Origin of the sequence: Shewanella sp. SM87, from assembly GCF_025653705.1 — a bacterium.
In the GTDB taxonomy this organism is placed as follows: domain Bacteria; phylum Pseudomonadota; class Gammaproteobacteria; order Enterobacterales; family Shewanellaceae; genus Shewanella; species Shewanella oncorhynchi.
Window position 1 is genome coordinate 161,577 of record NZ_JAKKSC010000004.1, and the last position, 26,102, is coordinate 187,678.

Consider the following 26,102-nt stretch of genomic DNA (forward strand, 5'->3'; position numbering starts at 1 on the left):
GAGGCGTAGATACGCTCAAACTCTAGGTTCAACACGATTAATGAATGAAAAGTGGTTAAACAAACTGTGTCAAATCCTATACGTGGATTAACTATGCATAGGATTGGACATAGAAGTTTGCCAAGCTGGGGGCAAGCTAGGCTTGCCCCCTATCGACTATTGTCCTGACTTCACTTTGGTCCAAACACGGGTTAATACGCGCTGAATTTTCAAAGGACGAATTTCACCGATATAAAGTTTGTCTAACACTTCTTGTGGTGGATAGATCGCAGGATCGGTACGGATAGCCTCATCAACCAGAGGTTGAGCGGGATCGTTCGGGTTAGCATAGGCCACATAGTTAGAGATAGGCGCTATGACTTCTGGACGTAGAAAATAGTTAATCAGCGTGAGTGCATTATCAACGTTCGTTGAATCAGCTGGGATAGCTAACATATCGAACCACAGATTGGCACCTTCTTTTGGAATGGAGTAGCCGATCTTATTGCCATTTTTTGCTTCTTCAGCACGGGCCTTCGCCTGGAATACATCACCGGAGAAACCGTAAGCGACACAGATGTCACCGTTTGCTAAGTCAGAAATATAACGTGAAGAATGGAAATACGTCACATAAGGACGAATTTTTTCCAGTAACTCACCAGCTTTTTCATAATCTTCAGCCTTAGTGCTGTTAGGATCTAAGCCTAAATAAATCATCGCCTGTGGCACCATGTCGTCGGCAGAGTCCAACATAGCAAAGCCACACTTAGAAATTTTTTCAGCGTATTTAGGATTGAAGATCAGTTCCATTGAGTTAAATGGCGCATCTTCCCCCACAGCGGCTTTCACTTTATCTATGTTGTAACCAATACCATTGGTTCCCCATAAATAAGGCACGGCATATTGGTTACCCGGATCGGCTTTTTCAAGCAACTTCATCAGGGCTGGATTTAAATTTTTAAAATTAGGTAACTTAGCGCGGTCTAAAGGTTTGAAAGCACCCGCTTTGATTTGCTTAGCGAGAAAGTGGTTAGAAGGTACAACGATATCGTAGCCACTACGACCAGACAGTAATTTAGCCTCAAGCACTTCATTACTATCAAATACATCGTAAATTACCCTAATGCTCGTTTCTTTCTTGAAGTTTTCTAAGGTATCTTCCGCGATATAATCTGACCAGTTATACACGCGAACCACTTCTTCCGCTTGGGCCACTGCGCTCGCAAATACGCTCGCAGTCACCAGCGCTAATGTGGTCGTCTTATTAAATAGCTTCATGCTTTCTCCTTTCTCGGGTAGCAGAACTGCTTAAGCAAATTCTGACATTGTGTCACCGGGCTGCCCGGATATTGTTGTTATTTTCGACCAATGCTACACCTTAAAAACCGCATCGGCAGTCTCTACGGCATGATAACCATGCCTACTTTATATCTTGCTGCAATTTGTTAAGTATCAGGTTTCGTGCCAAATTTTCGAGGCATCGGTATTGCATTAACACTCAAAAAAATAGACTAGATATGACACTGCTTGTACATTTTGCAACATTAAGGCAAATGCCTCAAGTCCCTAAGCAATCGCAAAAAAACACTTAGATAAACACATTTTAAATATGACTAACAATTAGTTAGTAACGCTAGTAAGCGAACAACCTAAAATTGTTAAACCTATTTTACTTCCCTTGCAGACAAGCAATGGAATTGAATAATCACTTTAACGGACAAGCCATTAAAAACCATCATATTATTTAACAAGCGAGTTGCACCAGTTAAGTGCAACCTCACTAAAACAGTGCACGCATCAGTATCGTTATGGCCAACGTTAACCCCTTATTCCTTGGGTTAACGCGGCAACACGGTCAGTGCAATCAATCCAAAACATTACACAGTGAGTAATAGGAATTCACGTTCCCATGAGCTGACAACACGGCGGAAGTTTTCAAGTTCAGCCTGTTTTACCGCCACAAATCCAGTGGTGAAGGATTCGCCTAAATATTGCTTACAGGCATCACTTTCTTCCATCGCCGCTAATGCTTCCTCTAATGTCAGCGGTAAACAATGGGTATTATTGCTACGGCTTTCATTGGCTTTACCTTGCACAGGCGTCGAAGGTTTTAGCGACTCAACCATGCCGATATAGCCACACAACAAGCTCGCGGCAATCGCCAAATAACAGTTAGCATCGGCGCCGGGAATGCGGTTCTCAATGCGACGGTTTTGTGGTGAAGATTCTGGAATGCGTAAACCACAGGTACGGTTTTCATCGCCCCATTCTAAGTTTACAGGTGCCGAAGTGCCGGGGAGGAAACGACGAAACGAGTTCGCATTTGGCGCCATCAGTGGCAGCAACTCAGGAATGAATTTTTGTAGGCCTGCAATATATCCCAAGAATAGCTTGCTCTTAGTACCATCTTCATTGGTGAAAATATTCTTGCCCGTCTCTTTATTGATCACGCTTTGATGAATATGCATCGCACTGCCAGGCTCATCCGTCACGGGTTTTGCCATAAAAGTGGCGCACACATCGTGCTTCAGCGCGGCTTCCCGTAAAGTGCGTTTAAAGATAAACACTTGATCAGCTAAAGATAATGCATTGCCATGACTGAAGTTAATCTCCATCTGTGCGGGACCATCTTCATGGATTAAAGTATCGATATCTAAACCTTGAAGCTCACACCAATCGTACATGTCTTCAAACATAGGATCGTATTCGTTGGCAGCATCAATAGAGAATGACTGGCGACCCGCTTCGGGGCGACCTGAACGACCAATTGGAGGCTTTAAGGGTAAATCGTGGTCGTCACTACGACGAGTCAAATAGAACTCCATTTCGGGAGCGATAACAGGTTCCCAGCCCTGTTCGTCATAGAGAGACAACACTTTTTTCAATACGTTACGTGGTGAAAGCTCAATAGGATTACCCATTCTGTCGTAGCAATCGTGGATAACCTGTGCCGTGGCTTCGATGGTCCAAGGCAACATAAAGACGGCATTTTCATCGGGTACACAAACAAAATCGATGTCGGCTGCATCGAGCAAACTGTAGTAAATCTCTTCGTCGACAAAATCACCGGTCACAGTTTGCAACAACACACTTTCGGGCAAACGCATGCCTTTTTCATCGAGAAACTTATCGACTGGAGCAATCTTGCCGCGGGCGATGCCAGTCATGTCACTGATAACACATTCGACTTCTGTGATTTTTCGTTCTTTTAAAAAAGCGATTAGCTTATTCATTATTATTTCACTCGAGTTGTAGCCCTACGTCGGCATGCATCACCGAAGGCATTGAAAATGGAGAGGTAAAACGGATTCTCGCTCACCTTCCACTCTGGATGCCATTGCACACCGAGGGCAAATTCTTTAGTACCAATTACGGAGAAAGCCTCCACTAACCCATCTGGAGCATAAGCTTCTGGCCGCAACCCAACACCCAGGCGCTCCACGCCTTGAGTATGTACAGAGTTAATCTCTGCAGAGTTACGGCCCCAGGCCTCGTAAATAAGCCCCCCGGGCTCAACAGTAATACTGTGAGAAGCCCCATACTGCACATCTAAGGATGCGGTTTTATCTTCTCGATGTTCAATAAAGCCACCCACCTCATGGAGCTTCTGATGCAAACTGCCACCAAAAGCCACATTCATTTCTTGAAAACCGCGACAAATACCTAATACAGGTACCCCAGCAGCAATAGCAGCGTGGATCAGCGGCAAGGTTGTCGCGTCACGTTTAGGATCATGGTGTGTACCAAGCTCACTCGGCTGGCCTGCATAAAGATGGGGTTCTACATTAGAAGGAGAGCCAGTAAACAAAATACCGTCAAGACGCTCTAAAATAGCGTCTATCGGTAAATCGCCACCTAAAGATGGGATCACTAACGGCCAGCCTTTCGCGCCATTAACTACGCCTAAAAGGTATTTTTCACCAACAATATTAAAGGGGTGTGATCCCAATTGTTGATTGCATGCAATAACACCTATGAGGGGTAAATCGGCTGACATATCTCACCTTTAGAATTGATTTTACTAGCATAACGAACACTTTGCCTTTAAATGTTCATTTTTTCACACAGTACACCGAAATTTAGCACTAGGCAAGAGGTTAAACACTTGTTAAAGGTTATTTAATCCACTTATTCTTAATAAGCATAAATAACATGTAGTTAAATGTATATTTACCCCATTTCTCGCTAATTCATGTATATAAACCAGCGGTTACACCAGCATAAAGCTCACTTTTTACAGGGTAAATTAAACCGTATTCGAACCAAATTTGAACCAATATTATTTACACAAAGAAGAGGATATATAACCAATATGACAGGGTTAGAAAGTAGGTAATACCAATCGTATTAAATATCTGTTCATTCAGCGGGAGTTCAACGCGCTTTAGACAAGGCGAAGGCTTGAAGGCATAGTGGTGCTCTGTCGAAAGCCTTAAACGCAGTATAAAGTGCGTTGAAACCCGCCCTTCGGGAGCCTCACAGGCATCCCACTCCCGTGTTGCATTGACTTAAAAGGGAATGACCATTTCTGCGTCAATGCGCCTTGGATTGAAATGCCTGTGAGGCTCTGAACTGATTAGATATTTAATGTGATTGGTATAAATCCGCAGGAATGTTGAATAACAGTATTAGGCCACTCACTTTTAGCGAATAAGTGGCCTAATATGTTGAATAATAGGGTAAGTTAATGACTTAATTAGAAGTTTGCAGGCGTAGTCGCACTCACTAGGCGACAAGGTTCATCGAAGGGATTGCGGAATCTATGGGGCAATTCACTGTTAAAATAATAACTGTCACCCGCTTCCAAAATATACACTTCATCCCCAACAGTGAGTTCGAATTTACCTTCTATCACCATAGCGGCCTCTTCACCTTCGTGCTTTAGCATCTCTTCACCCGTATCTGAACCGGGTGGGTAAATCTCATTCATCACTGACATTGCGCGGTTCGGGTAATCACGGCCAATCAGTTTAAATTCAAGTGGTCCAGTACCGATATTCAGTAATTCATTGGATCGATAGACGACCTTTTGCTCACTATCCGTTGAGGCTTCAATGGAGAAAAAGTCCACTAAAGACATCGGGATACCCGACAGCACTTTTTTTAAAGAGCTGACTGACGGGCTAACACTGTTTTTCTCGATCATTGAAATCGTACTGTTAGTCACACCAGCACGTTTGGCTAATTCTCGTTGAGATAAGCCTTTCATTTTTCGAACAGTTTTGAGGTTGGCTCCAATATCCAAATTTCACATCCCCCTAAAGGCTCGGGTCGATCCCGATAGATGACGAACAGGTTGTTCAGGATAAACACCATCCAGAACGCATTTTCGCCCAAAAAGCGCATGTTTTACTGCTTTCATTGTATTCTACATAAAAAGCGTGTTAAATAAAACGAACACTTTTTTGCGTCATATTAAAAGTGTGATGAGTATACTGAGACAAGTCCAATTTACAATAAAAACAATTTTTTGGAGCCATAATGGCAAGCAAACCTCCAGTGCACAGCGAACAGTATCCACACTCTTATTATGTTGATACTGCTAAAGAAATTTACGCGCATCCACAACTCGAAGGCAATATCAGTGCCGATGTCTGTATCGTGGGCGGCGGCTTTAGCGGTATCAATACCGCCATAGAACTCGCACAGCGCGGTATGAGTGTAGTGCTGTTAGAAGCGAGGCGAATTGGTTGGGGCGCATCGGGGCGTAATGGCGGCGAACTCATTCGCGGCATAGGGCATGACCCTGCACAATTTCAAAGTGAAATCGGCACTGAAGGTGTTCAAGCAATTCAACAGATGGGCTTTGAAGCCGTCGAAATTGTGCGAAATCGCATACAAGAACACAATATCGACTGCGATCTGCAAATGGGTTACTGCGACTTAGCGGTAAAACCTCGCCACATGGATGAGCTTGAAGAAGAATTTAGCGCACTCAAGGCCATGGGTTATCAGCAAGAAATCAAGCTGTTAACTAAGCCACAATTAGGTGAAATCATAGGCTCAGATTTTTATCAAGGTGCGTTGGTAGATATGGGCAGCGGCCATTTACACCCGCTGAATCTTGCTCTGGGTGAAGCTCGCGTCGCCCGTAATCTCGGCGCTAGGTTGTTTGAGTACAGCGCTGCTGAAAAAATCATTCAAGGCGCCAAACCTAAGGTCATTACCGCTAAGGGCGAAGTCACATGCCAATACTTAGTGCTGGCGGGCAATGCCTATATCGGCCACAAACTTAATAGCTTTGTAGGGGGAAAAGTATTACCTGCAGGCAGTTATTTATTGGCGACAGAGCCCCTAACTGAGGCCCAATGCGCGAGTATTATCCCGCAAAACATGGCCTTCGCGGATATGCGAATTGCCCTAGATTACTTTCACTTATCGGCAGATCGTCGTTTGCTGTTTGGCGGCCTTTGTACCTATTCGGGTAAAGATCCGAAAGATATTGAAGCGGCACTGAGACCGAATCTTGAGAAAGTTTTCCCGCAATTAAAAGGGGTACGTATCGATTATGAATGGGGCGGCATGATAGGTATCGGTGCTAACCGTATGCCACAAATTGGTCGCCTTCCTGATGCCAATAATATTTTTTACGCCCAAGCCTATGCGGGACATGGTGTGAATGCCACTCACATGGCGGCAAAACTGCTTGCCGAGGCCATTTGCCAACAGGCGGGACATTTCGATGTGTTTGCTAAAATCAAACACATCACCTTCCCCGGCGGCCCAACATTCCGCTCACCTATGCTCGCTGCAGGCATGCTGTATCACAGATTTAAGGACTTGTTTTAAGTCGCTTGTTACGCCTTGCCCACAGGATAAAAGGGATAGATCCAAGATAATGCACGACTAAAGCCACCAACACACCAAAGCCAATACCACTAGAAGTTAAAGGTATCCCTGGCTTAAAGTTGCTGATGGTTTTCTCAAGATAATCAAAGCGAACAGGGTTAAACATATAGGCAGTTTTCTCAAACAAATTGCCCGTATTAAAGATCGCCACGCCCTGTGTTAACGCTTTATAAAGCGCCAGTGTCTGTACCTTTTGCTCAGCGTCGGCACGCACACTTGGCTCCTCATTTTGCTGGTGGCGGGCAATCATGGCATCAACATCGGCGTAATGATATTCCTTAGCCGTTGCCTCGTAACCTTCTACCTGCCATCGAGTGGATTCATAAAGGCCTGATAAAAATTGCTGATAATGATCAGCCAGTTGTGGTAACTGTAAGGCAATCACTAAAATAAATCCAAATACCAACTTATCGATCAATCTCGCTATCAAAGGTTTCTCCTTGGCATTTAGCCAAACGACGTAGAAGTCACATGATGTTCAACAAAAACCACGCTAACTTAATTAATCTACAGCACTAATTTCAATGGTGATACTCAATTAACACTCTATCGGCAGATCGTTACGGCTGCCCCAATCCGCCCATGAACCGTCATAGAGGATAGGATTTTTATGCCCCGCGGCGACCGAAGCTAAGATCAAAATACACGCCGTAATCCCAGAACCACAGCTGAATATCCGTGCGGATTTATCCGCTGCTAGCCCTTGATAAATAGACTGTAGCTCACTGACCGTTTTGATTTTATTACCATCGAGCACTTGAGCGAAGGGTAAATTAACCGAGCAAGGAATATGTCCTGAGCGCACACCTGGGCGCGGCTCACTCACTTGCCCTAAAAAGCGTGGTGCACCACGGGCATCGACAATCGCCGTTCCGGCATCTTCAATTCGTGATAACACTGCCTCGGCATCCATCACAAGCTCGGGGTGGTATTGCAGCACATCCGCCAAAGTATCAATATCCGTCGGGCCATAATCGACGCCTTCGGCTTGATAGCGCGATGAGGTAATGCGGTCTTCTTCTATCCATTGAGGCAAGCCACCATCAAGCACATAGACTCGATTAAAGCCCATGACTTTAAAGGTCCACCACGCCCGTGGAGATGAATAAATGCCTTGGTTATCATAGATAACAATAACACTGTCGACCTCAATCCCAAGTTGAGCTATCCCTTGGATGAACTGCTCAAACGTCGGCAAGGCATGAATTTGGGTTGAAGTCTTATCGCAAAACACATTTTCCAAGTCGAATCGACGTGAGCGCGGAATGCAAATAGGCTCATCGTAAACCAGAGGTTCTTTACCAATAACGGTTTCCATACTGGCATCGAGCAAGACTAAATGGGGATCGGTGAGATGTGCTTCGAGCCACTGCGTACTAACAAGTGGGTATTCCATAGCGGGTCCTTTTACTGTTATCCAAATCTGCCGCTAGTCTCTCATCAAATACCGTAAAGCCCAAATATCGGCTTAACAAATTGCCTGTTTTGATATTTCTTTAAAAGCGTGGACTCGATTTTATGCACTCAATCATTAGTACATTCAATCATTAGATTGCGTCGAAGCCGTGTTTTGAAGAGAGTGCTTTCAAACTGCTCATTTTTAATGATGCTGCTTTCAAAACGATCTTTTCGAGATAGCAGTGTTCAAAATAGCCGCTATTTAATGACTTCAATTTTCACGTCAATCAAGCCAGAAGAAGTGTTGCCTATGCTACTGAACGCCGATTTAGACAGATCAATAATGCGGCCACGCACGAAAGGCCCTCTATCATTGATTTTTACAATCACACTTTTGCCATTATCGACATTGGTGACCTTAACACTCGAGCCAAAGGGTAACTTTTTATGCGCTGCTGTCTTTAATTTATGCTGGTAAAGTTCACCGCTGGCCGTCTGCTTATTCTGATGTTTATCCCCATAAAATGAAGCCTGACCAGCTTCCGTGAATCCCACCCAGTTTCCATTCTCACCCGTCTGCATTGAAGAACAGCCGGCCAAAAAGCTTAGCAATGCCAGTACAAATAGTTTGACGACATTGAACTGCCTAATTGGGTTTTGAAGTGCATTCACATGACACCCTCTCTAATGAGTGAACGCTTTGCTGACGAGTGATAGGCTCAGCAAAAATCACAGGGAAATAACGAACAACCTTAGATGGCAAAGCTCAATACCTGCATCCTAAAAGATCAAAATAAGAAACAATAAATTTCCACGAGGCTACAGCAGTTGCACGCTAAAATCACGTATTTACAGGTGAATGCTCTTACGTTGAGATAAAATATGCAGTCATAACGAGGCTTTGTTTCCTAATTTAGATCGGTAAACAAAGCCCTAACGAGTTAACACTTCATGGATAATCTCAAATTTGGGTTCTTTACCACTTGGCCATGTAGGTTTCTTTATGGGGTTTTCAAAGGTGGTCAGCCAAATATCAAGATCACTGGAACCAGACAAACAACCCATAAACGCAAAATACATTCCACTATTTATCATGTGACGGGCAAACTGAATAGCGTCTTCAAGAGTGCCCTCTTCCCAGTTATGTGTGAACGTTTCATCATCCCATACCCATTTAATGGGGACTCCACTTTCATCACAAGCGAAGAACCTTACATTTCGATAACCTTTACTTGCTGTTTTTAGAGAATTTATAAAACTTTCTCTGGTGTTATCGAATCTTTTTTTGAACTCTTCAATATCTAGATCTTTGCTAATAAAGTTCTTCATACTTGCCCTAGAGATAAATACTACCAACGATATGACATAACCACACACAAAAATTCTATCCAATGAGCCCAGTGACTGATGTCGTTTAGCTCTGTTAGAAGCTAATTATGCCAAAGATTGGTATTCATTGCTGCCATTATGAAAGAACCTAATTTCGATACATTTTATTTCTTTTTTAGAGGAATTTAATTGCTCCACCAACCAAATATAACCGATTTCATATAGCTTATTTTGTAGGGAGAACAAATCATCTTCTGGCATATTGTCTATATCAACATTCAATAATTGATACCAATTAAAGGCTTTAAATTCAGAAACATCCTCAAACTCACATACTGCGGTTAAAAGCCATGCGCCATTCATCATAGAGGCGATATCGACAAAAAAATCGCAATATGCTTCACCTTGATTCTTACAAGAAATCGCATATTCCCTAACAAGTTCCATAAAATCGGATTTGTAACTATCGAGAGCTTTATTGACGATTGCCCCAAACTCTTCTACGTTGTTCATACTTATCTTCTTATTCAATGATCTAAGCACCCTATAATATCACAAATAACTTACAACACTTTTCACACTATGCCACTACACTATGACTAAGTGCATTAATGGTAATGTTTGAAAGCCACAAATTTATAAGCGATAGCATACGATATTTATGAAGCAGATAAGAATGGAAGTAAATTGAGATATTAATGGGAGTGTTTAAAGTCAATATTCTATCGGGCATAAGTGAGCAATAATATTATGAATCAAGACGGTAACATGTTATTCACGGCAACAGATACAGATTTTACAAGTAAAATATGGCTTAGAAAAAATGGGGACGGCTTGAGCTCCAAAAAATAAAAAACCTCTTTCCATGTTATATGAAAAGAGGTTTTAGTATTGAGCGAAAGCGGCTCCTTCTCTTATATAGAAAAAAAAGAGCGGTTATAAAAATAGTCCGCTTATAGCACGATCCAAGTCGCTTTCAGTTCTGTGTATTTGTCGAAGGAGTGCAGAGATTTATCTCGGCCATTACCAGACTGTTTATAGCCACCGAATGGCGCTGTCATGTCGCCGCCATCGTAATGGTTGATCCATACCATACCAGAACGCAGGGCTTTAGCGGTTTTATGGGCCTTGCTGATATCCGATGTCCACACGCCAGCGGCTAAACCGTAGATGGTATCGTTGGCTATTGATATCGCTTCTTCCATGCCATTAAATTCAATAACAGATAACACTGGGCCAAAGATTTCTTCACTGGCAATCTTCATCTGGTTATTTACGTTAGAAAATACCGTTGGCTGCACATACACACCGCCCGTGTCGGCCATAACTTGGCTGCCACCGTGGACTAAGGTTGCACCTTCATCTTTACCCGCTTTGATGTAACTGAGTACTGTGTCTAACTGCTGTTTATCGACAACGGCGCCGCTTACAGTGGCGGGATCGAGTGGATGCCCCGGATGCCATGAGGCTAACTCCTCAGCAATAAGCGCGATAAGCTCATCTTTCACCCCGGATTCCACCAGCAAACGCGAACCTGCGGTGCAAACTTCACCTTGGTTAAAAGCAATGGCTTCAGCCGCAGCAACAGCAGCGGCTTTCAGATCTGGCGCGTCATTAAAGACGATATTAGGGCTCTTGCCTCCTGCCTCTAGCCACACGCGTTTCATGTTCGACTCACCAGCGTAAATCATTAATTGCTTGGCAATTTTGGTGGAACCTGTGAAAACCAGCGTATCCACATCCATATGCAACGCTAAGGCTTTACCCACAGTATGACCAAATCCTGGCAACACGTTGAGTACGCCTTTTGGGATCCCAGCTTCAATAGCCAGTTGCGCCATACGGATAGCCGTTAAGGGTGACTTTTCAGAGGGTTTTAATACTACACTATTACCCGTGGCCAGCGCGGGCCCGAGCTTCCAACACGCCATCAGCATTGGGAAGTTCCACGGAACAATCGCGGCGACAACCCCCACAGGCTCACGGGTGATCATGCCAATTTCATTGTGAGCCGTTGGCGCGAGTTCATCGTAAATTTTATCAATCGCTTCGCCAGACCAGCGAATCGCACGGGCAGCACCCGCCACATCCACCGCTTTGGAGAAACGAATTGGTTTACCCATGTCGAGGGTTTCTAACAGCGCGAGTTCATTGGCATTTTCCTCCAGTAACTCGGCGAAACGTATCATCACTTGTTTGCGCTTTACCGGAGACTGCTGCGACCAAACACCAGACTCGAATACGCTGCGGCCATTAGCAACCGCAAGATTAGCATCTGCAAGATCGCAACTCGCCACTTTTACCAACAAGCGACCATCAATAGGACTAATACAATCAAAGGTGTTACCCGAAACGGCATCTTGGTATTCGCCATTGATAAACGCCTTACCATTAATAGACAGGCTGGCAGCCAGACTTTCCCATTCGCTGCGTTTCTTCGGTGTGCTCATGATGACCTCTTAATAATTCGTATAGGTGTGGTTTATCGTTCATCGACAAGAAAATAGTGGTCTGTGACGACTTTAACGCAAATGCTAAACATCATCACAGTCATAATCCGAGCTTCAGGTTACGCTGTTTAAGCAATAAAATTCAATATTTTTTACAAAAATAGCTTTTTTGCCACAAATAACTGCACACGGCTCTTCCATGTTCATTATTTCTAACATAGCATAGCAAATATTAGCCACCCTAAAACAAGACCTGAACATACAGGACAAGGTAGATACTATGGCCGATTTACCGCTCAATTCCTCAAGCGCACCCTCACTTGAACATTTCTGGATGCCTTTTACCGCTAACCGCCAATTCAAAGCCAGTCCGCGGTTACTCGCCAAGGCCGAAGGCATGTATTACACGGATATTGATGGTAATAAAGTGTTAGATGCTACCGCAGGTTTATGGTGTTGTAACGCAGGCCATGGTCGCAAAGAAATCAGCGAAGCGGTCAGCAAACAAATTAAAGAGATGGACTACGCGCCCTCCTTCCAAATGGGTCATCCTATCGCCTTTGAACTTGCCGAGCGGTTAGTCGAGCTCAGTCCTGAGGGATTGAACAAAGTCTTCTTTACTAACTCAGGTTCTGAGTCCGTCGATACTGCGCTTAAGATGGCACTTTGCTATCACAGAGCCAATGGTCAAGCCTCACGCACCCGCTTTATCGGGCGCGAAATGGGTTACCACGGTGTCGGCTTTGGCGGCATCTCTGTGGGTGGATTAAGCAATAACCGCAAAGCATTTAGCGGCCAATTATTGCAAGGCGTCGATCACTTACCGCACACCTTAGATATCCAAAATGCGGCATTTACCCGTGGACTCTCGCACTTTGGCGCTGAAAAAGCCGAAGTATTAGAACAACTAGTGACCCTGCATGGCGCCGAGAATATTGCCGCCGTGATCGTTGAACCAATGTCAGGCTCAGCAGGGGTGATATTGCCGCCACAAGGTTACTTAAAACGTCTGCGTGAAATCACTAAAAAGCACGGCATCCTACTGATTTTTGACGAAGTCATCACCGCTTTTGGCCGCGTTGGCGCCGCCTTTGCGAGTCAGCGTTGGGGCGTTATTCCAGACATGATCACCACGGCTAAAGCCATCAATAACGGCGCCATCCCTATGGGCGCAGTGTTTGTGCAAGATTTTATCCACGACACTTGCATGCAAGGCCCCACAGAACTGATTGAGTTTTTCCACGGTTACACCTATTCAGGTCATCCAGTCGCAGCCGCCGCCGCACTTGCCACACTATCGATTTATGAGAATGAGCAATTATTCGAACGTAGTTTTGAGCTTGAGCGCTACTTTGAAGACGCCGTGCACAGCCTCAAAGGATTGCCGAATGTGATTGATATTCGTAACACAGGGCTCGTCGCTGGGATTCAATTCTCCCCTAACGCTCAAGGCGCGGGTAAACGGGGTTACGGCGTGTTTGAACACTGCTTCCGCCACGGCACTTTAGTGCGAGCCACGGGCGACATCATTGCCATGTCACCGCCACTGATTGTCGATAAACGCGAGATTGACCAAATGGTTAATAGCCTAAGCGATGCCATTAACGCTGTTGGATAATAGCACCAGCGGTTCGTTCCACTCTCACATTTAACACCCCGCTGCGGCGGGGAACTTCAAAGGTTAACTATGCTCAAGATCACTCATTTTATTAATGGTCAGCACACCCCTGCCAGTATAAGAACCCAAGATATTTTTGAACCCGCTACGGGTGAGCTACGTGGCCAAGTCTCACTGGCAAGCGAAACCGAAGTCGGCGAAGCCATCGCAATCGCAAAAAATGCCTTTGAAACCTGGTCGCAAGTCACGCCGCTCAACCGTGCTCGAGTGCTTTTTAAATTCAAAGCCTTAGTTGAGCAGAACCTAGATGAAATGGCGCAGCTTATCACCCGCGAGCACGGCAAAGTGATCGACGATGCTAAGGGCGAGTTGATCCGAGGTCTCGAAGTGGTCGAATTTGCCTGTGGTATTCCGCACTTGCTAAAAGGTGAACACACCCAGCAAGTCGGTGGCGGCGTCGATTCTTGGTCAGTTAATCAAGCTTTAGGTGTTGTCGCAGGCATAGCGCCCTTTAACTTCCCCGTGATGGTTCCCATGTGGATGTTCCCAATCGCGATTGCCTGCGGTAACACCTTTATTATGAAACCCTCGGAAAAAGACCCAAGTTCGGTGATGCGGATTGCCGAGCTGCTTAAAGAAGCGGGTCTTCCCGATGGCGTGTTTAACGTGATTAACGGCGACAAAGAAGCCGTCGATACCTTACTCACCCATAAAGATGTGCAAGCGGTGAGCTTTGTAGGCTCAACGCCGATTGCCGAATACATCTACAGCACAGCCTCTAAACATGGCAAACGCGTGCAAGCCTTAGGCGGCGCGAAAAACCATATGTTACTCATGCCAGATGCAGATTTAGATCAAGCCGTTAGCGCCTTAATGGGTGCCGCTTACGGCAGTGCTGGTGAGCGTTGTATGGCAATTTCAGTCGTACTCGCGGTAGGCGATGTGGGCGACGCGTTAGTGGAAAAACTGCTACCGCAAATCCAAACCTTAAAAGTCGGCAACGGCCTGACGCCAGAGATGGAAATGGGTCCGCTGATCTCAAAACAACACCTTGCCAAGGTCACCCAATATGTTGAAGCCGGTGTGCAAGAAGGTGCAGTGCTGCTGGTCGATGGCCGTAAACTGAGTGTTGAAGAAAATCCACAGGGCTATTTCCTCGGCGCCTGTTTGTTCGACCATGTCACGCCAGATATGAGCATCTACCGCGAAGAAATCTTTGGCCCAGTGCTGGCGATTGTGCGCGTGAAAGATTACCCGACGGCGCTTGAGCTGATTAACCAACACGAATTTGGCAATGGCACGGCGATTTTCACCCAAAGTGGTGAAGCGGCGCGGCATTTCTGCCACCACGTGCAAGTCGGTATGGTTGGGGTGAATGTGCCGATCCCGGTACCAATGGCGTTCCACAGTTTTGGCGGTTGGAAGCGTTCACTGTTTGGGCCGCTGCATATGCATGGCCCCGATGGCGTGCGTTTTTATACTAAGCGTAAGGCAATTACTGCCCGCTGGCCGGTGGGTAAACAGACTCAAGCCGAGTTTGTGATGCCAACGATGAAATAGCCGAATGTCAGCTCAACAAGGAAATCGCAAATGACTGTGAGTATCAACGCCATTATTCGCTTTGCTACGGCGCAAACACCCGTCGAAACCTATCAGTTACCGATGGAAAAATTGTTAGTAGGCAATCCAACTCAAGGGCTAGAGAATCATTATTCTAGCCCTTGTGATCAATTTCACAGTGGAATTTGGCAAAGTGAATCAGGCGCTTGGAAAATAAACTACACTGAATACGAGTACTGCGAAATCCTCGAAGGGATGAGTGTTATCACCGATCTTCAAGGTCAATCGCAGACGTTCACTGTGGGTGACAGGTTTATCATACCCGCGGGTTTTCAAGGCACTTGGGAAGTCGTGGAGCCCTGCCGCAAGGTTTACGTCATTTTCGAACAAAAGTGAGATCAACGAGGCTGATGTTAGCCTCAAAAAAGCTAAGTTATCTTAGCAATAACTCGCCATGAGGTCACAGCAACGGGTTTTCCTAGGCTGTTGTTTGGCAAACCAACGGATGCACTGGCGCGATTGAATAACCATGGTCGCCAGTAACACGTCCGAGTCAACAAAGAAAATGGGAGAAATACCGTGCATAACAATCTGAAAAAAAAACGGCTGGTACAGCTTGTCGGACTCGCGCTAACCACGACCCTATTCTCCGGCATTGCCGCCGCCGAAGTGACTGGGGAAATTAGTCTTACTAACGACTATCGTTTTCGCGGCGTATCACAAACCGCTGGCGATCCTGCCCTGCAAGGTGGTATCGATTGGAGCTTCGATTCGGGTTTCTCTGTCGGCGCTTGGGCAAGTAACGTGGATTTTGATGAGCCAGGTTATAACGGCCCAGCGATCGAATACGATTTCTATGTCGCCTATGGTGGCGAGATCAACGAAGATCTGACCTACGACATCACCCTTAACCGTTATAACTACTCAGGCGAGAGTGATATAGGTTATTTCGAAGTGATTACGGGTATGGAATTTAAGGGCTTTCGCCTAGCCTATTGGTTTACCAATGATTACGGTGGTACTGACTTAGATTATCACTATGGAGAACTAAACTACTCCTACGAATTTGTCGAGAATTGGAGCCTAGATTTGCACTACGGCTATAACGTGGGTGATGCCTTAGATGATGGTGAAGGTTTTGATAGCTACTCTGATTACTCTGTTGGCGTATCGACCGAATTGGCAGGCTTTGGGCTTTCTCTCGCTTGGTTAGGAACAGATCTCAGCGGTGACCAAAAGGTCTCTGATGGCGCATTCAAAAACTCAGATACCGTGCTTGCGAGCGTAAGTTACGCGTTCTAATTTCGCCTTAGGTTGGTCCAACTAATACACAAAAAAGCCCTCATCATCGAGGGATTCTCAAACAGACTTGACTACCAACTACGCATTTTATGGCCTTTCACCGCGTAGAAAAGGATGAACAAGTAGCATGGCAACATCACAATATAACCGCCCTGCATTCCCATATCTGTCGCTGAACTCATTAACCCCCAAGACACTGGACCAAAGGCGCCACCTGCAATCCCCATGATGAGAAGCGCAGAACCTGTACTGGTCAATTTACCCATACCTGACAAAGCTAGCGGCCACACCGCAGGCCAAACAATCGCATTAGCTAAACCAAGAAAAGCAATCATCAACAAAGTATCGGGCAGCGCCACACCGCCAAAAGGCACTAACAAAACATTAGCAATAGCGTAGGAATTATTGTCGCCAAACAAAATACCGCATGTCAGTAACAAACCCAGAATAGCCGACACCATCAAAGCCTTAGGTTGTGAAATAAAACGAGGAATTAACAGGATACCTAAAGAATAACCCAGCACCATACACACCATAGTATAGGAAGTCATAACACCGTATGACTCTATGCCTAAAGACAAAGCAAATGTACCAATGGTATCGCCAGCAATAACCTCTACAGCAACATAAACAAACAGCGCTAACACGCCAAAGGCTAAGTTAGGGTGAGATAATGCCGCTTTAAGTTGCCCTTTATCCGTATTTTCAGCAGCTTCATCTTCATTCAACAACTCTGGCAAAGGTGATTTTTTTACCGCGAGCGCTAAGATACCGATAAAAATGGCCATGCCTAAATAGGGGAATACTAAACCGTCAGCCATTTCTTCAATTTGTACTTGAGTTAGCTCAGTACCAATACGATCTTTAAAGCTGTCTAAAATCAACGCCGAAAACACCAAAGGCGCAATCACACCTGCACCTTTATTCAAAATCCCCATCACACTGACACGCGCGGCCGCAGATTCTTCAGGCCCCAAACGCACCACATAGGGGTTAACCGCAGTTTGTAATAGGGTTTGGCCTGCACCCATCACTAATTGGGCGAAAAGGAATAAGGCAAATATTTGTGTTTCCGCAGCAGGGATAAACAGTAAGCCCGCCAACATCATCACGCCCATGCCTATCGCCATACCATTCTTATAGCCGACTTTGCGAATAAGCCAAGCGGATGGCAAGGCAGTAAAGGTTACTGCAATGTAGAAAGAAAACAGGATCAACGATGCTTGAAAGGGATTGAGTTGCAATATTTGTTTCAAATAAGGCATCAAAGAACCATTCAACCAAGTGGCGAATCCGAGGATGAAAAAGAGAGCGGCCACTATGGCCATGGGGAGAAAGCTGCTTTTCTGCTGGCTTTTATCGAGTGTCATTTCCATAAACCTGCTTCTTATAGTAATTAATTATTTAGGTGATAACGGGGTTTAAATTAATGCCTAAGTTCCCGAATATCCGTATCGCGACTCGTCCGCAATGGCTAATGTTATCATCCAAACGCACCATTGTTTCAGTGATGTTAAAACAAATAACACAAAAAGACAACGCTGTCATTTAATAAATTCTCGCGAATATTCCCTCGTAATCATCGATTGGCCAACTGATAAGTTATAAGTAAGTGATGACTCACATCCAGAAAATAATGTAAAAAAAGCCGCAGACACTGAGTGCGTGCGGCTTATCTCAAGCGATTAAGCAAACAGACTAAATTCTGACAAAAATATTGCGGCGATACATCCAATATAACACCAGCCACTGCACCGCAAGTAAGCTGATAACCGCAGCTAACGCTTGAGCATTTTCAGGCAAGGCCATCACTAAGCCGCCAAACACGCTTTGGGCGATATATTTCCAATCCACTAAACTCGAGGCTAGGTAAATAATGATGGCGTTGGTGCCTATCACCACGAAGAAAAATGCGGCTTTTTGCCACTTAAGCACATCGACTAGTGCATAGAATACCGCCAGTAGGAGCATGCTCCAGCCCGACGTCACCAGCACAAATGAACTGGTCCACAGATCTTTATTGACCGGAATAATAAGATCCAACAGCCAACCTAAGGCTAAGCAAGCACCACCTGCTACGGCGAGTAATCCCACTTTGACCCACTCACCTTTAGGATGGGATTTAACAATAAAGTGGCCGACAAACACACCCGCTAACGCATTGACTATGGCGGGGATGGTCGACAGTAAACCTTCAGGATCGGGTGTACGTCCCTGATAGCTTATGCCGGGTAATAACATCGAATCGACATAGGCATTGATGGATTCCGTTGGCGAAAGCACGCCCGCCTGTCCACCGGGGAAAGGCAACCAAAGTTGCATTGCGCCATAACCGAGTAAAATGCCCAAGGCGACAATAACTTGCGTTCGTAGGCTCGTATGCCACACCAGTAATGCGGCAAAGAACCATGCAAAGGCGATTCGACCTAACACACTGGCATAGCGAATTTTTTCAGGATCGGCAGGCGCGCCCGTACCCCAACCGTGATTATATAAAATGCCCAGTAGCAGCAATAAAAAGAGTCGTTTAATCCCATGCCGATACACAGGTAATCGATCCTTCATCAGTAATTTATCTAAACGTTTGGGAGATAAACCTAAGGCCACACCAGAGAGGAAAATAAACAGCGGAAAAATCAAATCGTAGAAGTGAAAACCATGCCATTGGCTATGGTGCATTTGTTCATCGCCCCATTGCCAACCTGCCCAGCCCGTTAAAATAAGCAAGCCACCAAACAGAGCTTCACCGCCCAAAATCCAAAACATATCGAAGCCGCGCAGTGCATCCAGAGACATCAACCTAGGTTTATTCACCTTTGCTGGCATAATTGCGTTTATCTGTGTAGTCCCCATGCCATCATCCTTTATTATTGTTATTAAAAGTTTTTATAAAAGTTGAGCAAAACTAATACTGTATAAAATTAGTGTTGTACAATAAAAAAACTTAGCCCCTGTCATCAAAATACGACAAGGGCTATACCCAAGCTACCTGAAGATACGAGTTTCAGAGCGCCTAGGGTGCTTCAATTCAAGGCGCATCAATGAAAGAATGTCGGCCACCTTTTGAATTGATGCAAAACGGAAGTGGAGCGCCCTAGGCACTCCGTCCCGGCGGGTTTTAACGCACTTTATACTGCGTTGGTTATTTTTAACTTAGTCCACTAGGTCTGCAAATAACCGCAATCGCCATGGATGGCGTGAATGCCATTTATGCAGGAGCAATAAATGGCATTGCCTAAAGTGCGTTAAATTCCCGCTGAATCCTGCATTTTCAGGTAGTTTGGGTATAGATGTTAAAAATCACCTAAACTGCGAAAGCGATTTAAGGGTGCGCCCCTATTGCCTGGCCCGCATAAATCGGCCCTGAATAGACTGCCCGTCCCGCAATGTAGTTTGCCTGCACTTTGTTCTGCGCATCGAGCAAGACAAAGTCAGCCCTATGTCCCAGTGCTAAACGGCCAGCTTTATGCTCAATCCCGAGGAACTGTGCGGGATATAACGCCGCCATTCTCAAGGCTTCCGCCAAAGGTAAACCTAACAAGTTCACCGTATTATTGACCGCAGTCGCCATATCGAGCACACAACCCGCCAGCTCACCTGTCACGGCATTTAATCTATCGCCGACTCTTAACACTCGAGTACCAAAAAGCTCGAAGCTAGTCTCACCGTCCATACCCACAGGCGGCATAGCATCGGTGACTAACATCATTTTGCCCCTCGGTTTTGCCCGTAGTGCGACCTTTGCCGCCGCGGGATGCACATGGTGACCATCGACAATCAAACCACACCAAGCGGTTTCACTCTCAATCGCCGCGCCAACCATGCCCGGCTCGCGGGAACCCAGAGGAGACATCGCATTATAAAGATGAGTAAAGCCCGTCGCGCCTGCCGCTAATGCCGCAACCACAGTATCGTAGTCGGCATTAGAATGACCCAAACACACCTTAACGCCCGAGGCGACAAGCGTGCGGATCACCTCTGGTGACACATTCTCAGGCGCAAGCGTGACCACTTTAATCCCCAGATCTTGACGACAAAATACGGCGAGTTCCGCATCGGTGATTTCGCGAATAAAGCCCTGTGGATGCACACCTTTTTTAGGCACAGATAAATGTGGCCCTTCAAAATGCACTCCTAAAACACCAGCGCTACCTTTGACTAAAGCCTCGGCCACTGCATCGGCCGCATTTGCCATCACGCTGACATCATCGGTGATAAGCGTAGGTAAAAATCCTGTCGTGCCAAAACGCGCATGGGCACGGCCGATAGTTTCAATGCAATTAACACTCGGATCGGCATTGAATAACGCCCCGCCGCCACCGTTCACTTGTACATCGATAAAACCAGGCACCAGCGTTCCGGCTTGGCGGATTTCCTTCGCGCCAACAACCGTATCAAACGCCAGAATGTGCCCGTCTTCAACAGTCACTGGCACATCTTGATGGAAATATTCACCATCGAAAATACGCTCGGCGATCAAGGTGATTTTCATCGCAAACCTCTTTCAATAAATAACACGAGTGACTTAAGTCTTTAATTAAGTTAACTGCGCTGACTTAGCTGCAGATGTTTAATCGTGCAGCCTACCTAGACCTCTTACACTTTGCCGCTTAAAGCTAAGCAACTTAGAGCGTTTGGGTCACTTTTTTAAGGCCAGCAGGTTGATCGGGATCGATACCGCGGGCAATCGCAACCGCAGCCACATCGATATAGAAACGTTGTAATAACGCTAACGGCGCCACACGTGGGTGAATGTCAGTCGAGGTTTGATTCAGATGCACTAAATCGGCGCCGCGTTGGCTCACGTTTTCAATCTGTTCGATATGGCTAGCGTAGGATTCATCGCCAATGCACACATCAACAATAGTGAGTTTTTTCTCAACTAAAGTCACAGGACCGTGGAGGAACTCGGCACTACTGAACGCTTCGGCATGGATTGAACACACTTCTTTTAGCTTAAGCGCGATTTCCTTGGATACCGCATAACCTAAACCACGGCCGAGTACGACTAAGTTCTTCACGTCGGCAACGGATTCTGGCGTGAGCTGCGGCTCAGCGTCCACCGCCGTTTGCAGCGCTTGAGGTAAAGAAGCGACGGCGCTAGCGAGCGATTCGCTTTGAGTCCAGGCGGCGGCGAGTTGTAAAATCGCCGACAACGTTGCGAGGTAACTCTTAGTCGCAGCAACGGCTTTTTCTTCACCTGCACGTAAAGGCACAACGACATCGACGATATCTTTAATCGGTGCACTTTCATCATTCACTAAGGCAACACAGAAAGCACCGGCATTTTTTGCCATACGCGCCTGCGCCAAAATGTCAGGGCTACGGCCAGATTGTGAAATCACAATGACTAACGCGCCTTCGAGTTTCAAGGTTTTACCATACACACTCGCCACTGAAGGTGCGGCGGCGAAGGTCGGTACACCCGCTTCAATTTCAAATAAATATTTAGCGAACACTCCCGCATGATCCGATGAGCCGCGACCTACTATCATCACAAAACGAGGGGCGAAGGCGCGCAGTTTCTCACCTAACTGCTGCATGATGTCAGCGTTAGCTTCTAATTGACCCGCAATTTTTTGCGGTGCAGTGCGTGCTTCTTGTTCCATAATAGTGTTTGTCATGTCTTTTACCTTCACGTTCAAATACAGGATTTGGCTTCAGTGCCTATGTGCACTGACAACGACTTATTAAATTCTTGCTGGGCGAAATACATAGCACCGAGTTCGGGTGGTGCTAAGGTTTCTGAAATCTTAGCGACCACATCGGCACCGAGCCAAGCTTGTAAAGGCTCAGCAAGACCACCGATCATAGAAAAACGCACCGGATTTAGGCTAAATAACTTACGCGCCATTTCGCTAATATAATCAGCCCCCTCTTGTACGATAGCAGTCGCTACCGCGTCACCTTCATTGGCACAATCGAGTACGCGTCTGGCTAATGCGGCGTAGCAACTTGATGATTTACCTGCTAGATTTTCGACAATGCCTAGCGCATCGGTGACACCAAACTCATTCAACAGCATATCGGTTAATCGCGTCGGTACGGCAAAGCCATCGAGTGCTAACAACACGTGTTCGGCGGCTTTTAATCCAAGCCAAGCACCGCTGCCCTTATCGCCCAAGGCAAAACCATAACCACCAATACTCAAGCTGGTATCACCAACATGGGCATAACCGCAAGAGCCAGTACCCGTGATGATCACCGCGCCATCGGCACCGCGGTGGGCACCAATACAAGCCGTATGCAAATCGGTAGTGACATACATGGCTGCAAAAGGATGCTGCCAGTTGATAACATCTTGATATAACCTAGGTACATTTACGCCAGCAAGACCAAGACCCGCCACCAGCAAGTGACTTTCGCTCTCGTTCATGCCCGCATCCAGCAACGCCAGGCGAGTCGATGCTTCAATGGATTCAAATGTTTGTGTGAGACCATGCAGTGGATTTGCACGTCCAGCAACACCTGTCCCTAAAACGGTACCCTCTGCTGAGTAGATGGTGGCTCGGCATTTACTACCGCCTCCATCTACACCTATAAACAGTGGTTGATCTTTTGTCTGGACTAACCCCATGACACCCCTCTTCACCTATCAATGCAGCGCTACCGTTGCTTATTATTTGCCGTTAATACAGCGCTCAACTTTAGTTAACTCAATGTTACAGCAAAAATGACAGCGTTGTCATTTACTTTTTAAGGCAATTCTTCATCTAAAATAAAATATCGGAAATCACTGACATAGAAAAACAAAAAGGCTGTACTTTATCTTTAAAATACAGCCAGATATAAAAACGATTTAGTTAACGATTAAACTTCGGCCTTTACGAATACCATCGGCCGCAATGGCGCGGATCTCAATCGGTGCAGTGACCGCCAATCCCGCTTGATAAACTTGCCATTGGCCATTTAGACTTCGGTATTCAAGTTTGAGCCCGGGATAGGCAATATTAGCAAACAGTTTACCGTCACGGATCTCGGCGCCGACCGTCGGTACGCGATAATCAATCCCCGCTTTATCTAGCTTGATAAACTCTTTGTGGCCCAAGGTATTCGCAAGTTGTTGCCACTCCTTTGCCTGTGCATCACGCATGGCTAAGGTAAAAGCCCCAGAGCTTTGGTTATACACAGCGCCATGATACTGATAAGGCACTTCCCACGCAGCTTGATGCCAAGCACGCTCAGCCAGCATCAACAAACGCGGAAACACCATATATTCCAGCGTATCATCACTGCGAATCGACTCACTCCAAACCTGCCCTTGCAAGCCAGTAAAGGGTTTGCCTTTCTCCCTTGGACCAGAGACTTTTTTACCCGCCTCATCAAGTTTTATTCTGTCATCCGCTTCGAATGGCTGATTTTCAATATCGGTCCATTGCTCGGCGTTAGCGGCTAAATTATCAGGCATAAAGCTAAAGACTTTATGGCTATTGGTCGCGCGGCTCGCCCAGTAATAGCCATGCTCTTTAGGATCGGCCTCATAGGGGAAGTCAAAGTACAATACCTCAGGATTAGAGAGCACCGTTTCCCAACCGAGATTCGCCTGCTGATTGGCGCGCGAATGACCTTTGTGGGCTATCACATCCCAAATATTAGACTGCACCTTAGCAGGCATATTTTCAGGGCGAACATGGCTCATACCATCGCTCCATCCTGCTGCTTCAATGCCTTTTGCCGCTAACATAGTCGAAATTCGTTCAATAAAATAAGCGCCTAAGTCATCTATCGACTTAACGCCTTTATCGTTATTGGCGACAAATGCTAAACACTGAGGAGATTGTTTCCAAGCTCCCGCCGTTTCATCGGCACCAATGTGGTAACGCGTCAATGGTTGACCCGCGGCTTGGTGTAACTTGGCAATTTCATCAATCACTTTATCGACAAAGTGATAAGTCGACTCCATACACACGTTAAGCGTATTGTCGTCGTAATATTGCACTGAAGAATAAACCGTTTTGTCGTTTGCATCGGATAACAAATATTGCTCAGCTGCAGTGGTTTTTCCTTCTGCTTGCAATTGACGAGCGCCCGCATCTAACGCTTTTACCGCTGTGTTAGCTTGATTTGCCGTTTCCTGCACAGGGACAACCTGCACTTTGCCCGTGTTTTTAAGCTCTACGTCTTCAGCCTGTAATCGACGAAAACGCGCATCCATCGCTTTAATCGCGGCGCGGCTATGACCCGGCATATCCATCGATGGGATCACTTGAATTTGACGCGCCTCGGCATATTTCACTATGTCGATATAGTCTTGTTTAGTATAGAAACCATTAACGCTCGACTCCGCAAAAGGACCACTGCCCAGTTGCGGTAACAGACAGGTATTTTCAGCAAGATCATGACAACGTTTACTACCGATGTCGGTCAGCTCAGGTAGCCCGTCGATTTCGAGTCGCCAACCTTCATCGTCAGCCATGTGTAAATGCAGTTTATTGAGCTTATAAGCCGCCATTTGGTCGAGCAAATCCAGCAACAATTGTTTGCTGTGGAAATTACGAGCCACATCAATGTGCATGCCACGGAACGGATAACGTGGGCGGTCTTCAATGGTCATGGCATTCATTTTCAGCGAATTCACATCCACAAGGCTTGCTAGTGATGACAAACCGTAAGAGAAGCCTGCTGCATCATTGGCAGCGATCACAATTTCAGTTGGCTGAATATCTAAGCGATAACTGCCCTCATCCCCTTTTTGGCTGGCAAATTTCACCGTAATGCCACTCGCAGATTCAGCCACACCCAGGCGAGCTAAACGTGCCACCGCTGCCGCAACTTGACTCTTTTGCTCTGGGTTATCTTGCTGATATTCGAGCTTAATACCACCAGCAAGGGATACTGGTGTATCGGTTGAATGGATCTTCACCTTTTGTGGCGTTGGGATGATAGTATCCACAGCCAAGGAGGCATCTTCACTCACGCTTTGATTAGCTTTAAATAATTGCGCGGCATCGGCTGGCGCGAGTTTATCCGTTTCAGTGCGTTGATATTGGGTTTTAAAATTCGTAAACCCTTCAACATACGGACGCGTCTCTAAACCCGTTTCGGCATCTTTACCCACTTGAGTGCTGGCGATAATGACGGGTTCTAATCCTTTTGCTGCGAGGTAATAGTTTGGCATAGCGTCGGTTTCAGCCAATTGCCACGGCTCACCACGGAATGTCAGTTGCTTTTTCTCGCCCTTAACAAATCCCTTAAAAGCGGCCGTTGGCGTAATACGATGTAAATCGCCTTTAACGTGCGTTATCGTCAATTCACCGCTTTCAACCGATTGCACTGGGCGCATTTGGCTTAAATAAATTTCCCAATCTTGGCTGGCTAAATCCATACCGGGCACGAAATCAATTTGAGCGACAAAACAGCGACCATCGGCTTTATCTTTTAGGCACTTATCGTCTGGCACATTGGTCACAACACGGTAAGTTACGACTAACGAATCCCCGAGTTGTTGTAACTGCGCTTGAGTTAATGCGTCCTGAGCTTGCTGTGTTTGAGCCACAGCCTTATCGGCTGACGCTGCGGAAGGCGTCACAGGCGCCTCGGAACAGGCCGTTAATCCTAAAGCCAGTAAAATGGCGCTTGCTGAGAGTGTTTTTTTCATGATTATCCTTATCTAGCTC

The 26,102-nt window shown here is 46.0% G+C and carries 21 protein-coding genes; 5 read left to right on the forward strand and 16 right to left on the reverse strand.

Translation table 11 applies throughout. The annotated features are described in order from the left end of the window. Positions 1-156: 156 nt before the first annotated feature. The 4 genes from L5M11_RS04870 to L5M11_RS04885 all read right to left on the reverse strand — a co-directional run bounded on the left by L5M11_RS04870 (position 157) and on the right by L5M11_RS04885 (position 5,224). Positions 157-1,257 carry a polyamine ABC transporter substrate-binding protein gene (locus tag L5M11_RS04870; protein ID WP_131525446.1) on the reverse strand — a complete coding sequence of 367 codons (1,101 nt, stop codon included), beginning with the start codon at positions 1,255-1,257 and terminating at the stop codon, positions 157-159. 599 nt (positions 1,258-1,856) lie between these two features. Beyond that, positions 1,857-3,212: a glutamine synthetase family protein gene (locus L5M11_RS04875; protein WP_028760883.1), complete on the reverse strand. Its 1,356-nt coding sequence runs from the start codon at positions 3,210-3,212 to the stop codon at positions 1,857-1,859. A gap of 2 nt (positions 3,213-3,214) precedes the next feature. Then, complete coding sequence (locus tag L5M11_RS04880; RefSeq protein ID WP_105249909.1) at positions 3,215-3,976, reverse strand: gamma-glutamyl-gamma-aminobutyrate hydrolase family protein; 762 nt, start codon at positions 3,974-3,976, stop codon at positions 3,215-3,217. A 699-nt stretch (positions 3,977-4,675) separates the two neighbouring features. Then, positions 4,676-5,224 (reverse strand): cupin domain-containing protein, encoded by a 549-nt coding sequence (locus L5M11_RS04885; protein WP_263191529.1) that lies wholly within the window; start codon positions 5,222-5,224, stop codon positions 4,676-4,678. A 236-nt stretch (positions 5,225-5,460) separates the two neighbouring features. Here L5M11_RS04885 and L5M11_RS04890 point away from each other — a divergent pair, with 236 nt between their 5' ends. After that, positions 5,461-6,768, forward strand: coding sequence for an NAD(P)/FAD-dependent oxidoreductase (locus tag L5M11_RS04890; protein WP_263191532.1), 1,308 nt, complete (start codon positions 5,461-5,463; stop codon positions 6,766-6,768). On the opposite strand, the gene L5M11_RS04895 is transcribed toward L5M11_RS04890, so the two are convergent. The 6 genes from L5M11_RS04895 to L5M11_RS04920 all read right to left on the reverse strand — a co-directional run bounded on the left by L5M11_RS04895 (position 6,752) and on the right by L5M11_RS04920 (position 12,005). Continuing rightward, positions 6,752-7,258 carry a DUF2937 family protein gene (locus tag L5M11_RS04895; RefSeq protein ID WP_028760887.1) on the reverse strand — a complete coding sequence of 169 codons (507 nt, stop codon included), beginning with the start codon at positions 7,256-7,258 and terminating at the stop codon, positions 6,752-6,754. The genes L5M11_RS04890 and L5M11_RS04895 overlap by 17 nt on opposite strands. Before the next feature lie 108 nt (positions 7,259-7,366). Then, a complete protein-coding gene (locus L5M11_RS04900) occupies positions 7,367-8,224 on the reverse strand; it encodes a sulfurtransferase (RefSeq protein ID WP_168823497.1) in 858 nt (285 codons plus the stop codon). Between the two features lie 260 nt (positions 8,225-8,484). Next, positions 8,485-8,898: a septal ring lytic transglycosylase RlpA family protein gene (locus tag L5M11_RS04905; protein ID WP_263191533.1), complete on the reverse strand. Its 414-nt coding sequence runs from the start codon at positions 8,896-8,898 to the stop codon at positions 8,485-8,487. Positions 8,899-9,159: 261 nt separating this feature from the next. Next, complete coding sequence (locus tag L5M11_RS04910) at positions 9,160-9,555, reverse strand: hypothetical protein (protein WP_105249914.1); 396 nt, start codon at positions 9,553-9,555, stop codon at positions 9,160-9,162. A 105-nt stretch (positions 9,556-9,660) separates the two neighbouring features. Beyond that, positions 9,661-10,068 (reverse strand): hypothetical protein, encoded by a 408-nt coding sequence (locus L5M11_RS04915; protein ID WP_263191534.1) that lies wholly within the window; start codon positions 10,066-10,068, stop codon positions 9,661-9,663. A 440-nt stretch (positions 10,069-10,508) separates the two neighbouring features. Beyond that, on the reverse strand, positions 10,509-12,005 hold the full coding sequence (locus L5M11_RS04920; protein WP_263191536.1) for an aldehyde dehydrogenase: 1,497 nt from the start codon (positions 12,003-12,005) through the stop codon (positions 10,509-10,511). 280 nt (positions 12,006-12,285) lie between these two features. Here L5M11_RS04920 and L5M11_RS04925 point away from each other — a divergent pair, with 280 nt between their 5' ends. The 4 genes from L5M11_RS04925 to L5M11_RS04940 all read left to right on the forward strand — a co-directional run bounded on the left by L5M11_RS04925 (position 12,286) and on the right by L5M11_RS04940 (position 16,485). Next, positions 12,286-13,623, forward strand: a complete 1,338-nt coding sequence (locus L5M11_RS04925; RefSeq protein WP_263191537.1) for an aspartate aminotransferase family protein — start codon at positions 12,286-12,288, stop codon at positions 13,621-13,623. A gap of 69 nt (positions 13,624-13,692) precedes the next feature. Then, positions 13,693-15,183, forward strand: coding sequence for a CoA-acylating methylmalonate-semialdehyde dehydrogenase (locus L5M11_RS04930; protein ID WP_263191538.1), 1,491 nt, complete (start codon positions 13,693-13,695; stop codon positions 15,181-15,183). Between the two features lie 30 nt (positions 15,184-15,213). Further along, positions 15,214-15,579 (forward strand): cupin domain-containing protein, encoded by a 366-nt coding sequence (locus tag L5M11_RS04935; RefSeq protein WP_131525456.1) that lies wholly within the window; start codon positions 15,214-15,216, stop codon positions 15,577-15,579. A gap of 183 nt (positions 15,580-15,762) precedes the next feature. After that, complete coding sequence (locus tag L5M11_RS04940) at positions 15,763-16,485, forward strand: TorF family putative porin (RefSeq protein ID WP_113941294.1); 723 nt, start codon at positions 15,763-15,765, stop codon at positions 16,483-16,485. A 71-nt stretch (positions 16,486-16,556) separates the two neighbouring features. On the opposite strand, the gene nagP is transcribed toward L5M11_RS04940, so the two are convergent. From nagP to L5M11_RS04970, 6 genes are all read right to left on the reverse strand, one after another. Then, complete coding sequence (gene nagP / locus L5M11_RS04945) at positions 16,557-17,855, reverse strand: N-acetylglucosamine MFS transporter NagP (protein WP_105252977.1); 1,299 nt, start codon at positions 17,853-17,855, stop codon at positions 16,557-16,559. A gap of 328 nt (positions 17,856-18,183) precedes the next feature. Next, on the reverse strand, positions 18,184-19,338 hold the full coding sequence (gene nagX / locus L5M11_RS04950) for a transmembrane glucosamine N-acetyltransferase NagX (RefSeq protein WP_263191540.1): 1,155 nt from the start codon (positions 19,336-19,338) through the stop codon (positions 18,184-18,186). Positions 19,339-19,807: 469 nt separating this feature from the next. Continuing rightward, positions 19,808-20,977, reverse strand: coding sequence for an N-acetylglucosamine-6-phosphate deacetylase (gene nagA, locus L5M11_RS04955; RefSeq protein ID WP_263191542.1), 1,170 nt, complete (start codon positions 20,975-20,977; stop codon positions 19,808-19,810). 133 nt (positions 20,978-21,110) lie between these two features. Continuing rightward, on the reverse strand, positions 21,111-22,109 hold the full coding sequence (gene nagB-II, locus L5M11_RS04960; RefSeq protein ID WP_028760900.1) for a glucosamine-6-phosphate deaminase NagB-II: 999 nt from the start codon (positions 22,107-22,109) through the stop codon (positions 21,111-21,113). A gap of 17 nt (positions 22,110-22,126) precedes the next feature. Next, positions 22,127-23,062: an N-acetylglucosamine kinase gene (gene nagK, locus L5M11_RS04965; RefSeq protein WP_263191543.1), complete on the reverse strand. Its 936-nt coding sequence runs from the start codon at positions 23,060-23,062 to the stop codon at positions 22,127-22,129. 222 nt (positions 23,063-23,284) lie between these two features. Beyond that, complete coding sequence (locus L5M11_RS04970) at positions 23,285-26,083, reverse strand: family 20 glycosylhydrolase (protein WP_263191544.1); 2,799 nt, start codon at positions 26,081-26,083, stop codon at positions 23,285-23,287. Positions 26,084-26,102: the final 19 nt, after the last annotated feature.

Coding starts and splice junctions, on each gene's coding strand:
- L5M11_RS04870 (WP_131525446.1), bottom strand. CDS start 1,257: ATGAAGCTATTTAATAAGACGACCACATTAGCGCTGGTGACTGCGAGC.
- L5M11_RS04875 (WP_028760883.1), bottom strand. CDS start 3,212: ATGAATAAGCTAATCGCTTTTTTAAAAGAACGAAAAATCACAGAAGTC.
- L5M11_RS04880 (WP_105249909.1), bottom strand. CDS start 3,976: ATGTCAGCCGATTTACCCCTCATAGGTGTTATTGCATGCAATCAACAA.
- L5M11_RS04890 (WP_263191532.1), top strand. CDS start 5,461: ATGGCAAGCAAACCTCCAGTGCACAGCGAACAGTATCCACACTCTTAT.
- L5M11_RS04900 (WP_168823497.1), bottom strand. CDS start 8,224: ATGGAATACCCACTTGTTAGTACGCAGTGGCTCGAAGCACATCTCACC.
- L5M11_RS04910 (WP_105249914.1), bottom strand. CDS start 9,555: ATGAAGAACTTTATTAGCAAAGATCTAGATATTGAAGAGTTCAAAAAA.
- L5M11_RS04915 (WP_263191534.1), bottom strand. CDS start 10,068: ATGAACAACGTAGAAGAGTTTGGGGCAATCGTCAATAAAGCTCTCGAT.
- L5M11_RS04920 (WP_263191536.1), bottom strand. CDS start 12,005: ATGAGCACACCGAAGAAACGCAGCGAATGGGAAAGTCTGGCTGCCAGC.
- L5M11_RS04925 (WP_263191537.1), top strand. CDS start 12,286: ATGGCCGATTTACCGCTCAATTCCTCAAGCGCACCCTCACTTGAACAT.
- L5M11_RS04930 (WP_263191538.1), top strand. CDS start 13,693: ATGCTCAAGATCACTCATTTTATTAATGGTCAGCACACCCCTGCCAGT.
- L5M11_RS04935 (WP_131525456.1), top strand. CDS start 15,214: ATGACTGTGAGTATCAACGCCATTATTCGCTTTGCTACGGCGCAAACA.
- nagP (WP_105252977.1), bottom strand. CDS start 17,855: ATGACACTCGATAAAAGCCAGCAGAAAAGCAGCTTTCTCCCCATGGCC.
- nagX (WP_263191540.1), bottom strand. CDS start 19,338: ATGGGGACTACACAGATAAACGCAATTATGCCAGCAAAGGTGAATAAA.
- nagA (WP_263191542.1), bottom strand. CDS start 20,977: ATGAAAATCACCTTGATCGCCGAGCGTATTTTCGATGGTGAATATTTC.
- nagB-II (WP_028760900.1), bottom strand. CDS start 22,109: ATGACAAACACTATTATGGAACAAGAAGCACGCACTGCACCGCAAAAA.
- nagK (WP_263191543.1), bottom strand. CDS start 23,062: ATGGGGTTAGTCCAGACAAAAGATCAACCACTGTTTATAGGTGTAGAT.
- L5M11_RS04970 (WP_263191544.1), bottom strand. CDS start 26,083: ATGAAAAAAACACTCTCAGCAAGCGCCATTTTACTGGCTTTAGGATTA.